The sequence below is a fragment of the Micromonospora sp. MP36 genome (assembly GCF_008119785.1).
Taxonomy (GTDB): domain Bacteria; phylum Actinomycetota; class Actinomycetes; order Mycobacteriales; family Micromonosporaceae; genus Micromonospora.
The window spans coordinates 17454-30537 of the sequence record NZ_VSFA01000048.1; the positions used below are offsets into that span (position 1 = coordinate 17454).

The following is a 13084-nucleotide window of genomic DNA, read 5'->3' on the forward strand; positions in this document are numbered from 1 at the left end:
GTCACTCACGCCCGCTCAGCCTGGACAAGGCTGTTAGGACGCATGTCAGTCCAGTGCTCTTCGACATACTGAAGGCAATTCGAGCGGGAATCCGTGTCATGCGCCGTAACCCAGCCACCCGGAACGGCAATGCCAGCCGGCCACAAACTGTACTGCCCTTCGTCATTCACTAGGACTAGGTACAGGGCGTCAGCGTCCTCGAACGGATTAGTCATGGCAACCTCATTCCGCTTAGCACGACCCGGCCAGCCAAATAGCCCTCATGGTCCCCGCGCCACGACGGGCGGCTCGCTGACCAGCCTGCCCGGCCGATTTACCCCGGCGCATCTCCACAGTTGCCCATGCGTTTCAGCCCCACCGATGGCGGTCGGAACCAGAGGCAACCTCGTACGGCCGGCGGGTGTCGGAGAAGGCGACGTCAGCCGCCCGCAGCCGAGCTCGCCGGCCACCAGGTCCATAATGGATAGACCGCCATCGCACAGCAGAATTTTCAGCCTGTCCGGATCCGCCTGCGAGATCAGCGACGAGTGATCGGTTCCGGCAACCCGGCCACTGGAATTCGCGCAATGGCCGGGTGAACGCGGACGGGTCGAGAGGGGTGTCAGCGTAGCCGGCGGGTCAGCGGGAGCCCGGGGGTCAACGCGATGCGCGCCGCCAGCTTCGCAGCGTCAACTCCGGACGCCTTTGCGGTGGCCGCGTCGGGTACCGGCTGCGGGAGCGGTTCGCAGGTCGCGTCCGGGCCGCTGCCCCGCTTGCGTGCGGGCAGCGCACCGGTGGCCAGGTAGTTGGCGACCGTGCCGTTTACGCACTCGTTGCCGACGAAGAACCCGCTGGCGTGGCTGGTGCCACCAGACACGGCAAGCAGGCTGGAGTGCGGGAACCGCCTGCGCACCTCGAGGCTCCCCTCGAACGGTGTTGCCGCGTCGAGCGTCTCGTTGATGAGCAGGACGCTCGCCACGCGCTGCCCGTCGATGTTCACCGCCTTGCCCGCCGGCGCCGGCCAGGACCGGCAGGGCGCGTTGTACCACCCGTTGAGCCAGGTGAGGAACGGCGCCGTCTGGAAGGTGGCCCTGAGGTCGCGCTGCCACTTGGCCCAACTCCTGGGCCACTGCACGTCGGTGCACACCACCCCGGTGTAGACGGCGTAGGCGTTATCGTCGCCCGGCCCGTCGACGGCCTGGTACAAACCGATTAGGGTGTCGGCGTCCTTGTCGTGCACCCAACCGGCGAACGCGCCCGCGAGGTCGAGCCAGAAGAACTGGTTGTAACCGGCGTGGAGGAAGATGTCACTCCACTCGTCACCGCCGACGACACCGCCGGCCGGCTGTCGGTCTAGATCGTGGAGATTCTGATAGAAGAGCTTCTCGACCGCAGCCGCTGTGGTGCCGAGGTGATACACACTGTCGTACTGCGCGAGCCAGCCGAACCACATCTTGATGTTGCGCTCGAAGGCGACGGCCTGGTTCAGGTTGTTCTGGTACCACACATTGCGGGGGTCCACGGTGCTGTCCAGCACCATCCGCCGTACTCGCGTCGGGTAGACAGTGGCGTAGACTTGGCCGAGGTATGTGCCGTATGAGTACCCGTAGTAGTTGATCTGCGATGCGCCCAGCGCGATTCGCAGGCTCTCCAGGTCGCGCGCGGAGTCCAGCGTCGTCATGTGTCGCAGTAGCGGCCCGTTGTTGGCGGCGCAGGCGCGGGCGTACGCACGCGTGCGCGCGAGCCAGGTGCGCTCAAGGGTCGGCGTACTCGGCACGTACGGCGGTCGAGGTGCGCCAAAGTAGTCCGGCTGACAGGAGATCGCCGGCACGCTTGAGCCCACGCCGCGCGGGTCGAGACCGATCCAGTCGTACGCGTCACCTGCCCCGTTCGGGACCAGCTGACCCGTTGCTGCCATGCTCAGCCCGGATCCGCCGGGTCCGCCCGGGTTGGTCAGCATGACGCCTTGGTATTGCGAATCCGGCGTCGTGTGAACGACCCGTGATACCGCGAGCTGGATCTTAGCGCCGCGCGGATGGGCGTAGTCGAGCGGGACAGCGAGGAATCCGCATTGCGCGCCGACGGTGGCCAGGTACGGATCGCTGCATGCGCCCCACGCGATGCCGGTCGCGGCGGCTGAGTTCGCTGATGCCCCAGCGCTGACTCCGACCCCGGTCATGATGATGCCAACTACGGCCGCGGCGACGGATTGCCTTATCCGGCGGCGGTTCGTGGTGCTCTTCACGCGACCCTCCTTGGGGTTTGAATGCGAGCCGTCAGCAATTTGATGCTTGTCGGCACCTCACGCCCGCGGAAGGTTTTTTTGTGCGCAGTTCCCGACCGCCGCCGGACAGGGACTCTCCGAGTCCGAAAGCCACGCACCCGCGTCCAGTCGGCACGGGCCGCAACCAGCTCGCGCCCAGGGCCGAGGTGAGTCACTCGCCGCAAGATAACTGGGATCGCCAGCGTTATTGATGACGAGCAACCACCGACCGCGGACCCTCACGACAAGCGCCAGAGCAGACGGCCCCAACCCTGGGATGCACCGGTATGACGGCAGGGATCTTGGTAGGGAACCGTCCCGGGATCATCCGTCCAGCGCTGGACGAACCGGGACCAGGACTTCGTATTACCCGGGGCCGGTCCCGGGCGCCGCGGTGTCCTCCGCGCCCGCGTGGTCCACGAGATGCTCCGCACCGCGTCGACACCGTCACGACCGACCCTTGACACCACAAACGCCTAACCGAGCGGCATCAGGTCCAGAAGCCGGTCGAGCTCCGCGACAGTCGGCGCGTCGAAAAGATCATCCATCGATATATCCTGGCCAAATATCGCGCTGGCCCGGCTGGCTATCAGCATGGCGTCGATTGACTCGCCGCCCAGGGGGAAGAAGTTGTCGTCGACCCCGCACCGGGGCCGGGCGAGCACTTCGGCGAATATCGTGCACAGGGCTTCCTGGCGAGGGGTGTCAGGTGGCCGGTAGGGCATCACGCCACGCAGGTCAGGTGCCGGTAGTGCGTGCGGCTCGGCCATCCCCGCGGAGTTGACCGGGATGGCGTCGACAACCATGATGGCGGCCGGCACCGCGCTGCCCGGCAGCTGCTTCCTGACGTACTTGTGCAGCTCAGCCAGGTTGAGGCCGGAGCTGCCGGGCACGACGTAGGCCACCAGGACCTGGCCGACGGATTCGTGCTCATGTGCCAGGACCGCGACATCTGCGAGCCCGGGGTAGACGGCCAGAACGTCTCGCACGTTTTGGATCGCAGCAGTAGCCATCAGCCGCTCACCTTCCCTTCGAGGCTCCAAAGCTTCCGAGCTACCTTCGCACGTCAAGGCTTGGGAGCTATCTCCCAGATTGCGCGGATGCCGAGACTGCTTGTGGGCAGCACGGGCGGCTCGTTTCGATGGACTTCGAGAGGTGACGCGCGACTGGGTCGGGCCGATGTTCATGCCGACCTTGATTGGCTCTTCTGCTGCGCTGTGGACATTCTGATTGCCCGCCGACCAATAACCTTCGCCAGCCAGCGACACTGGTGAACCGTCCCGATGATCCTGGAGACCGGGACCGTTATTGAGCTTTCCGAGCCAGCAGCCGGCCGCGGTGGTCGTCCGCACCTTCCACACGCGTGGGCGGCGCACCCGACCTCGCGCTCCACGCGACGTTCGCGCTCCTCGGCCCGTCCGGGTCCAGCACCAGCCCGCGACGGACCATCGCCGGCCTGGGGCAGCCGACCTCCGGTGAGGTCTGCTCGGTGACCGGATGGTCAGCCACGCCCAGGCCGAGACCCTCTCGCTCGCCGACCGGATCGGGTCACGGCCGCCGGGCAGATCTACCAGATCGGCACCGCCGACCGACCCGTCCGCCACGAGAGCGGCGGCGGATCGCGCCGTCGCTGCCCAGGTCGAGCGGGCCGGTCGCGCCCGGCTCACCGGGCCACGTGCGATCATCGAACACCTCGGCGTGGCGTCCCCGGGTGACCGTCGACGTCGGCGACGTACTGATCGGCACGACCGTGCCCGAGAAGGCCGAGCCGGCGCCCGGCGCGGCCGCGTGGCTTACCTTCGATCTACCGGGGCGCCGGCGTTGGGCCCCGCCGGGGTGCGACTGAAGACGCCGAGCTGGCGAAGCGCAGAGGCACGGGGTCAGCGCGTGTGCGGGAGCCGCCTTACCAGGACCGGCACCACGATCGCCGCAGCGACGATGTGCAGAGCGACCAAGGTTGCCGCAGAGCCGGCGTCGAACCCAAACGTGAGGCTTGGGACGAAGGACAGCACGATCAGCGCCACCGCCGTCCGCATGAATGTGGACCGCGGCCGGCGTGCCTTGCGCGCCATGACGGCGGCGATACCGACACCGATGAGCGAGAAGACCAGCGTGAACACCGCGAACAGGGGGATCGGGATGCTCGCGCCTGTGCTGTCGCCGAACGAGACACCGGCGGCCGATGCGAGCGCCGCGAGGACGGTTGTGGCGATCGCGGCGACGACGGCCGCGGCGACGCCGTGCTTCCAGACCGGCTGTCGCTCGGTGACCGAGGCCGGCGCGCTGGGGGATGGTGCGGTCCGGCTGTGCGTGTCATCCATCATCGATGAAAATCCTTCGGAGTGCGGCTAGACGCGCGACAGTTCCGGCGGCCACGGAAAGCTACCGCTCGGCTCGGTCGGCAAGTTCATGCACCGGAAGGTATCGGCGGGCGACCGCCGGCGCATCTTCCATTGTGCGCACTTTGGTGGCGGTCGCGCTGTTCACCCGACGGCGGACGGCGCCAGACCTGGCGCTGGGCCGTTGACGTTCCGGCCTCGGTGGCGTCCGCCGGTTGACCCGCGTGAGCCGGCGGGGGGGGGTGGCGACCGACGCGGTCACGGCCATGCCCTGCTTGAGGGTCACCGCCACCAGGCAGCCGCGTTCAGCGACCTCGACGAGGTGTTCGAGATCCGCGGGCGGGCACGAGTCGCAGGCCACCTCGATGTGGATCGTGCCGAACCGTCGGGCGTTCGCGGCGAGCACGCCAGTGACACGGCAGGCTGCGCCCTCGCCGGACCGGATCGGGCCTGGGCTGCAACCCGCCGAAGAGGTCATCGGTTCAAATCCGGCCACCCCCACCGGATCAGAGGCCCCGTCAAGGATCTTGACGGGGCCTCTGCGCGTCAGTCTGCGCGTCTATGCCGCTTCGTGCTGGTCATCCGACGCTTCGTCGTGACGGCATTCCACCGCGGATCGACATCCGCCCGACGTGGCGCGGGTGCCGAACGGCCCGAGGATCAGGCCGGTGCCGTGAACGAGATGGACGTCGCGCCGTAGCGGACGGCGGGTTGCAGTTCAAAGACCCCCACGGTGCAAGCGCTGCCTGCGGCGGTGCAGTCGACGGGGCCGACCTCGTCACCGTTCTCGTCGTATCCGATGAAGGTGGCCTTTACGTTGAGCAGGGCGGCGACCTTGCCGTCGGCGTCCACGACGCCAGCCGGTCCATAGACCCAGTCGCAGACCTCGGCGCCCTGCAGCTCCCCGCATTGCACGACATAGAAGTCCTGCCCGGCCGTGTAGCCGGCGCCGCTGACGGTGACGCTCTGGCCGTCCTTCAGATCGGTGGACGGGTTGACGGAGACCGACGGTTCGGCGGTGGGATCGGCCAGCGCCGGTGCAGCCGCGAAGAACGACAGCGCCGCGACGCCCGCCACGGTGATGCCCGCCCTGGCAAGTCGAATCATTGCGCCTGAACTCATCTACAGAAACCCTTCGCTCATCGACGAATGGAGCAAGGAAGATGCGGTACGCCCTCGAGTACCGCCGCATCAGGACCTGCCCGACGACCACCCCCGCCGCATTTCGACCGAACGCCACCGTTTCCGGATTACGACGGCAGTCCGTGGAAGAAACCACCTTTAGCCGGCTAATTCACTATGCATCGCTGTTTCGTCCGATGTCTTCTTCCAACGTGCGTTCGTCGGACCGCCCGGGCGCGCGCCGTGGCGGGCGGCGGCCACTATCCCAACCGCTCGCCGAGCAGGCACCGGTGTGTGGGAGCCGCCGGTCGTTGGTCGGCTTGCTCCAGTCGTGTTCGTGCGGTGGACGGGATTTGTGGCCAGTGGTCGAGGCACCGGGTTCTGCTGGTGGGTGTGGTCAGCCGGGTGCGGTCTGGACGCGGACTGACGCCCCTATTGGTCGTCGGTGATGCTGTCGGATAGGGCGCGGCTCCTCGTGTCGACGCGGCGGGTGACCGAGAACCTGACGTTGCGGCGCCGGCGAGCGCCGATGACGGTCTTGGCGTAGAACGTCGAGTCCGCCCGCACGACGCGGGGCCTGGTTCCGTCGCCGACCCATCCTCTGGGAGATCCGCGACGACATCCACGACGCCTTCCTCGCCCTCGCCTGCGCCAACATCTGCCGGCGACGGCGCCGACCCTCAAGAGTTAGGAGTTCTTAGGACTGTCGGCTATCCCGCTGACGGCAGTCCCGGCCATCGGACGCGAGCACAGGAAATTACATCCCATCGGTCAATCCCGATAAACCATCGGGCATCCGTGACCTCGGCACAACCCTGCGTTTACCGAAAATCGGTAAAGATCCATGCCACCGTCTAGAGAACTGGAGCATGCGTGTCTTCGATGAACAGAAGGAAGCTGATCGCGCTCGGCGCTGGCGCGGTCGCCGCCGCGGCGACCGGCACCGGGGCACAGGCAGCACCGTCCACCGACGGCGCGCTGGCCGCCGCCCCGTCCGCCGCCGACCTCGCAGCCACCCTTCCGGGGGGTTTCACCAGCAGGTACGCGGAGGTCAACGGAGTCCGGCTGCACTACGTGGCCGGTGGGCGCGGAGAGCCGCTGATCCTGCTGCACGGCTGGCCGCAGACCTGGTGGGAGTACCACAAGGTGATGCCCGCGCTGGCCACCCGGTACCGTGTGATTGCCGTGGACCTGCGCGGTGCCGGCGGCTCCAGCAAGCCGGCGTCCGGGTACGACAAGAAGACCATGGCGGCGGACATCGCGGCGCTGGCCGGGGCGCTGGGCTACACCAAGGTGAACGTCGTGGGTCACGACATGGGGGCGATGGTCGCCTACAGCATGGCAGCGAACCACCCCGCGCTCGTCAACAAGATCGCCATGCTGGACGTGGCCCACCCGAACAGCAGCTACTACGAGTTCCGGATGCTGCCGGCGCCGGGTGCCCCGTTCCACCCCTGGTGGTTCGCCTTCAACCAGGTGGCACAGCTGCCGGAGCAGCTCATCACGGGCCGGTCCCGCTACCTCGTCGACTGGATGTTCGACAACCTCCTGGTCAACAAGGAAGCCATCAACGACTTCGACCGGGCCGTCTACGCCCAGGCCTACTCGACTCCGGACGCCATCCGGGGCGGCAACGGCTGGTACCAGGCGCTGGGCCAGGACATCATCGACAACGAGACATACGCGCCGGTGACCGCCCCGGTCCTGGGAATTGCCCACGACATCTTCTACCCGGGCTTCGCTGCGACGCTCACCCAGCAGGCCACCAACGTGCAGTTGGTACAGATCGCCAACACCGGGCACTACTTCGTTGAGGAGCAGCCCCAGGTGCTCATCCAGCACCTGAGGTCGTTCTTCGGCTGAGGCCGGGCCGAGCTGAGGCTCCGGACGGGCCGGTGGGCGACGGCCGATCGAGCCGTCGCCCACCCTGTCCGCACTCCGCCCGTGCCGGGCTATGGAGTCGCGGAGGTGGTCTGCAGCGCGCGGATCGTGAGGTGGTGTTCTACGGCGAGGCGCCGCAAGGCGTCGAACGCCGCGTCGAGGGCCACCAGACGAGCGACGAGCATTGCACGGTCGAACGGCCGCGCGGACAACTGTGCCGTGTAGGTGGGAAGGAGTTCGAGCAGCCGGGCACCGGATTGTTCGGCCGTGGCGGCAAGCGCGTCGAGGTCAGCGCCCTCGAGCAGCGCGACGGCATGAGCGAGGAGGTCCCGTTGAGGTTTGTCTGGTTCGATGTGCCAGCCGCAGCGCTCCAGTAGTGCGTCGACGCGGGCGTGCGCGGCGCTGGGGGCCGGTAACTCGGACGGTTTGCCCTCCCGACCCCGGCCAAGGACACCGTAGAGCTCCAAGGTCGACACGGCGGGGTCGTTCAATGCCTGCAGCACCTCCCGCACGGCGGCGATGCTGAGATGACCCATACCGGTCAGGACCCGGATCAGCCGGAGCCAGAGCAGATGTTCGTGACTGTAGGCCGCCTGGTTGGGCGCCGTGGACGCGCCCGGCGGCAGCAGCCGCTCCCGCAGGTAGAACTTGATTGTAGGGATTGGGACACCACTGCGAGCACTGAGTTCCGACATGCGCATCGCACTGGACATGAGCGCTTCCTTATCCGTCGCGGCGGCCAGTCGGCGAGCCCGTACTGCGGGCGGCAGCGGAGCGGCGCTGCTGTTACGTTCTGCTGCCGGCGCGTCCCCGCCGGAAACCGGCCAGGTGGAAGGTGTTGCGCGTCGTCGGGCGGGCAACTTGGATTTGGCGAATTGACCGGCGCACGTCCTTGCCGGCCGGGCCGCGATAGGCCCGCGCCAGCCCGATCCCGCGTGTGAGCATCGGCGCTGGTGGCAACGAGGGCCGAGGTCGCTGTGATGGCGGCGGCGGATCGCGAAGACACCGATGGACAGCACGTGGGCGGCAGAGTCGGTGATGGACCACGTCATACCGGCGATGGCGGGCTTCTTCGCGTCGTGCCCGGGCACGCTGTTGGCGACGGTGCCCCGCTGTCTGGCCCGGCCTGCCCCGCCCGGCGGGCCGGGTCGGGGTGGGTTAGCGGCGGTTGTAGAGGCGCATGGTCAGGGCGCCGAAGATCAGCGTGAGCGCCGCGCTCGCGATGAGCGTCCAGGTGATCTCGGCCATGTTCCAGTTGCCGGCCATCATGGAGCGGACGCCGGTTACCAGGTGGCTGATCGGGTTCAGGTCGACGAAGGCCTGCAGCCAGCCCGGCATCGTGCGGGGGTCGACGTAGACGTTGCTCAGGAAGGTCAGGGGCATCAGGACCAGAAAGCTGAAGCCCATCACCGACTTGTCCGAGCGCAGGAGCAGGCCGACCATCGTCCACACCCAGGAGAAGCCGAAGGAGAAGACCACGAGCAGGCCGATCGCCGCGGCCACGCCCATCGGGCCGCCCTCGGGGCGGAAGCCGAGGACCAGGCCGACGCACATGATGACCACGGCCGCCAGGATGTAGCGCACGACATCGCCGAAGATCATGCCGACCAGGGGCGCGGGGCGCCAGACCGACAGGGTGCGGAATCGGTCGAAGATGCCCTTCTCGATGTCGATGTTCAGGCCTACGCCGGTGTACATGGTGATCATCACGACGCTGGTGACCATGACGCCGGGCAGGAAGAACTGCAGATAATCACCCGTGGAGCCGGCCAGCGCCCCGCCGAACAGGTAGGTGAACATCAGTGTCATGATGATCGGGAAGGCCGTCACGTCGAAGAGCTGCTCGGGGACGTGTTTGATCTTCAGCATGGCCCGCCAGCCGAAGGTCAGCGAGGCCGACAGAGAGCTCGGGCGCGGCGGGCGTTCGCCGCGGGTCAGCACCGCGGTGAGGGTCTCCGCCGACGGGGTGTAGACCGTGGGCGCTTCGGGGGTGCTCGTCGCGGTGCTCATGCGCTGACCTCCTCGTGGGCCGGCCGGTCGGTGAGAGCCAGGAACACCTCGTCCAGGCTGGGCTGGCCGAGGGCGAAGTCGTCGACCACGATCCCGGCGCTGGCCAGCGCCGCCAGGGCGCTGGACGCCTGCTCGGTGGCGCCCTGCACGGAGCCTGCGGTGCGCGCGGTCAGCGCCACCGGGTCGGCATCCAGATTGATTGTTGTCTCCAGCGTGGTGGCCAGGATGCGCTCGGCGGCCGGTCGCTGCGCGGCGTCGCGGATCCGAACGTGGATCGTCCCCGCGCCCACCGACGACTTCAGCTCCCCCGGCGTGCCCTCGGCGATCACCCGGCCGTGGTCGATTACGGCGATCCGGCCCGCCAGCCGGTCGGCCTCGTCCAGATACTGCGTGGTCAGCAACACCGTGGTGCCGTTGGCCACCACCAGCCGGATGATGTCCCAGACCTGGTTGCGGCTGCGCGGGTCGAGACCGGTCGTCGGCTCGTCCAAAAACAACAGATCGGGGGTGCTCAGGATGCTCGCGGCGATGTCCAGGCGCCGGCGCATGCCTCCGGAGTACTTCTTCACCTGCCGGTCGGCCGCGTCGGTCAGACCGAACGCCTCCAGCAGCCGCTGGGCCCGGGTGCGGGCGCCAGCCCGGGAATGGCCGAGTAGGCGAGCCAGCAGAGTCAGATTCTCCGCGCCGGTCAGGTCCTCGTCGACGGAGGCGTACTGGCCGGTGAGGCTGACGTGGCTGCGGACCGCGTCGGATTGGGTCACCACGTCCTTGCCGAAGACGCGGGCGCTGCCACCGTCGGGCCGCAGCAGCGTGGCGAGCATGCGCACCACCGTGGTCTTGCCGGCCCCGTTCGGGCCGAGCAGGCCGTAGACGGTGCCGGCGGGCACCGTCAGGTCGACGCCGTCGACCGCGCGGTTGGCACCGAAAGACTTGACCAGGCCCGAGGTCTCGATCGCTGGCGCACTCATCGTGAGAACTCTCGGCTGACGTCGGTGCTATCTGCGTGCCTCATTCCGGGTCTCCCAAGCATGTCCAGTTCCGTCGCGCCGGGTAGCATCGTGGCCCCTCCCGTCCTTGGAACGCCGAGAGTCCATTGTTTAGCTGGAGCTGCTGGGCAGGCATCTTCCGCATTGCGTCCGCGCCCTGCGCATGCTCGGGAACGCGACGCGGCCGCTGCCCTAGATGAACGGGGTGGTCGCCGACGGCGGCCAGGGCGCGTTTCATGAGTCGGGTCAGAGCCAGCAGCCCACCGGCCGTGATTCCGCACGCTTCAAGCGGCCGGCGAGTTGCACGGGAGGCGCAGTCGACGAAGGTCGACGCGCCGGGCTCGGCGCAGGTCAATGCCTCCCGCTCGCCGGCTCCGGCGAGCGGGAGGGGCCGCCGCAGCATGGCGGTCAGTCGCCGAATCGCGCGGCCACCTGATGCTGGCGCACTGTTCGCAGCATGACCGACATCAGTACGTCGAACAACACGCTGCGTACCATGGCCTCGGCCTTGGCGTCGTCGGTCTCCTTGATCAAGCTCATCTCGGCGTCCACCACGCTGCCGGCCGCGTGCGCGAAGGCCAGGAAGAACCTGGCGTCGGCGTCGCAGCCGAGAACCCGCAGCGTGGTGAGCACCTGGACGAGCGACTCGCGCCCGGACCGGGTGGCTTCGTCGTCCCAGCCGAGTTTGTCGGCCAGGGCGTCGATGTTGGCCCGGGCAGCGTCGACGCCGTCGAAGTCGGCCGGGTAGGGCAGCGCGGTGAACCCGACCTTCTCGAGGCCGGCGTAGACCCCGGCGAGTGTGACACCGGGATCTTCGAGCACGGCCAGCAGGCCGCGTACGGCTCCGATCTCGAGCCCGCCCACCGTGGTGAGCGCGCGGATCAGACGCAGGCGTTCGAGGTGGCTCTCCTCGTATCGCGCCTGGTTGCGCGCGGTGGGCGTGCCCGGTGGCAGCAGACCTTCACGGAGGTAGAACTTCACCGTGGGGATCGGCATGCCGGCCCGCCGGGCTAGTTCCGAGATGCGCAAACCCACCCCCGTCGCCGAGTGATCCCTCTCCGTGAGTCTGCCACGATCGCCCAGGCAAAGCCACTGGGTGCGCTTTGCGCACATGGCATTGTCCACCGTGGTATTCGCATAGCCGGCCGGTGTGGCCGGGCCGGTTTCAGTGGTCGAACTGGCCCGGTCGGCGGCCCTCGCCGGCCGGCCCGCGGTACGCCTGAGCGATGTCCAGCCACCGGTCCGCCTCCGCGCCGGTTCCGGTCAAGGCCAGGTCAGCGCGGTGCCGGCGCCGGGTGGCGAGCAGGCACAGGTCCACGGCGGGACCACTGATCACGTCGGTCGCGTCGTCCGCGCCATACGTCCAGACGTCGCCGGATGGCGCGGTCACCTCAAACCGCAGCCGGACGTCAGGCGTCGCCAGCCCGCGGGACTGGTATCCGAAATCCCATGTGCGGGACACGAATTCGACGAGGTGCCGGATCCCGTCGCCATGGGTGCGACGCACGCCCAGCGCGTCGGCGATGTCCTGGCCGTGAGCGAACAGCTCCATCGTGCCCGCGGCCGCGAGCACCGCGGCCGGCAGCGGGCGCACCAGCCACGGCACGATCTGCATGGGCGGGGTCTTGGCCAGCGCCGCGTCGACCGCCGCGCGCTCGGCCCGCCACTTCTTGAGCAGCACGTCGCGCGGCTCGGTGAGGTAGGCGCCGAGGGCGCGCTGCACGTTGGCGTTGAAGTCGCCGCCGAGTGACTCCATGAACGCGCGGAAGTCGTCGGGCGCGGAGACCGCCGTCTCGGCCATCCGGAACGTGGCGGCCAGGTGGGCGATCTGGTGGGCGACGGTCCAGCCGGGGGCCGGCGTGGGCCGGTCCCAGCTCGCGGTATCGAGGTCGGCCACCAGCCGGTCGACCTCCTCGCCCTGGGCGGTGAGCTGCACGTAGACGTCAGGCAGTGCGGTCATCGGACTTCCTTTCGGCGGAGGGAAGACGCCAGGCGACGGGGTCGGCGCCGGGCCGGCGGAGGATCAGGAGGAACACCACGACGAGGACGACCAGGCCGTCGACGACCAGCAGGGTGGCGCTGACCGGGTCGACGTCGTGCGCGGTGTGCCCGGCGTGCGCGTCAGTGCCGCCGGGGGCCGGGTCGGTGAGCACGCGGAAGCGGCGGGTGCCCTGCTCGTGCCCGCCATCGGCGAACTTCACGGAGTAGACGATGGTGAAGTCGCCGGCCCGCGCGATGCCGACCGGCTGCGTCAGGCTGAGCCCGGCGCGGACCGGCTGTGCGGACTCGCTGACCGGCCGGCCGTCGCCGGACAGCACGCTCACCTGCGACGCCTCGGCGACCGGCTCGCGGGTGAAGGTCAGCGTGACCTGCCGCGGCGCGGCGGCGAGGGCCGCGCCGTCGGCCGGGTTGCTGACCGTCGCCGCCGCCGCGGGAGCCGGCGCGAGCAGCAGCACCGACCCCACGACGAGCGGCAGCAGCACGATCCGGAGAAGCCGCAACAT

13 protein-coding genes are annotated in these 13084 nt (G+C 68.6%); 2 read left to right on the top strand and 11 right to left on the bottom strand.

The window, feature by feature from the left end:
- Positions 1-5: 5 nt before the first annotated feature.
- From FXF52_RS25665 to FXF52_RS25675, 3 genes are all read right to left on the bottom strand, one after another.
- Positions 6-215, bottom strand: coding sequence for an MbtH family NRPS accessory protein (locus tag FXF52_RS25665; protein WP_148800894.1), 210 nt, complete (start codon positions 213-215; stop codon positions 6-8).
- A 386-nt stretch (positions 216-601) separates the two neighbouring features.
- Entirely contained in the window at positions 602-2224 is a 1623-nt protein-coding gene (locus tag FXF52_RS25670) for an alpha/beta fold hydrolase (RefSeq protein ID WP_255472342.1), read from the bottom strand.
- Between the two features lie 494 nt (positions 2225-2718).
- Complete coding sequence (locus FXF52_RS25675) at positions 2719-3594, bottom strand: phosphopantetheine-binding protein (RefSeq protein ID WP_187413686.1); 876 nt, start codon at positions 3592-3594, stop codon at positions 2719-2721.
- Positions 3595-3953: 359 nt separating this feature from the next.
- Between FXF52_RS25675 and FXF52_RS43290 the strand changes: the two genes are divergently transcribed.
- A complete protein-coding gene (locus tag FXF52_RS43290; RefSeq protein ID WP_255472343.1) occupies positions 3954-4088 on the top strand; it encodes a hypothetical protein in 135 nt (44 codons plus the stop codon).
- Between the two features lie 34 nt (positions 4089-4122).
- On the opposite strand, the gene FXF52_RS25680 is transcribed toward FXF52_RS43290, so the two are convergent.
- Positions 4123-4566: a DUF6069 family protein gene (locus FXF52_RS25680; RefSeq protein WP_222870677.1), complete on the bottom strand. Its 444-nt coding sequence runs from the start codon at positions 4564-4566 to the stop codon at positions 4123-4125.
- A gap of 675 nt (positions 4567-5241) precedes the next feature.
- Positions 5242-5703: an enediyne antibiotic chromoprotein gene (locus tag FXF52_RS25685; RefSeq protein ID WP_148800896.1), complete on the bottom strand. Its 462-nt coding sequence runs from the start codon at positions 5701-5703 to the stop codon at positions 5242-5244.
- An 882-nt stretch (positions 5704-6585) separates the two neighbouring features.
- Between FXF52_RS25685 and FXF52_RS25690 the strand changes: the two genes are divergently transcribed.
- Positions 6586-7566: an alpha/beta fold hydrolase gene (locus tag FXF52_RS25690; protein ID WP_148800897.1), complete on the top strand. Its 981-nt coding sequence runs from the start codon at positions 6586-6588 to the stop codon at positions 7564-7566.
- 89 nt (positions 7567-7655) lie between these two features.
- Here FXF52_RS25690 and FXF52_RS41810 read toward each other — a convergent pair whose 3' ends face one another.
- The 6 genes from FXF52_RS41810 to FXF52_RS25720 form a co-directional block, all read right to left on the bottom strand.
- A complete protein-coding gene (locus FXF52_RS41810; RefSeq protein WP_187413687.1) occupies positions 7656-8297 on the bottom strand; it encodes a MerR family transcriptional regulator in 642 nt (213 codons plus the stop codon).
- A gap of 445 nt (positions 8298-8742) precedes the next feature.
- Entirely contained in the window at positions 8743-9594 is an 852-nt protein-coding gene (locus FXF52_RS25700; RefSeq protein ID WP_148800899.1) for an ABC transporter permease, read from the bottom strand.
- The gene (locus FXF52_RS25705) at positions 9591-10562 is read right to left on the bottom strand and encodes an ATP-binding cassette domain-containing protein (RefSeq protein WP_148800900.1); all 972 of its coding nucleotides are present in this window, start codon (positions 10560-10562) and stop codon (positions 9591-9593) included. The genes FXF52_RS25700 and FXF52_RS25705 overlap by 4 nt, the downstream gene beginning before the upstream one ends.
- 426 nt (positions 10563-10988) lie before the next feature.
- Positions 10989-11615, bottom strand: coding sequence for a MerR family transcriptional regulator (locus FXF52_RS25710; protein ID WP_255472344.1), 627 nt, complete (start codon positions 11613-11615; stop codon positions 10989-10991).
- A gap of 130 nt (positions 11616-11745) precedes the next feature.
- Complete coding sequence (locus FXF52_RS25715) at positions 11746-12540, bottom strand: TIGR03084 family metal-binding protein (protein WP_148800901.1); 795 nt, start codon at positions 12538-12540, stop codon at positions 11746-11748.
- Positions 12524-13084 carry a copper resistance protein CopC gene (locus FXF52_RS25720; protein ID WP_148800902.1) on the bottom strand — a complete coding sequence of 187 codons (561 nt, stop codon included), beginning with the start codon at positions 13082-13084 and terminating at the stop codon, positions 12524-12526. Before FXF52_RS25720 ends, FXF52_RS25715 begins: the two co-directional genes overlap by 17 nt.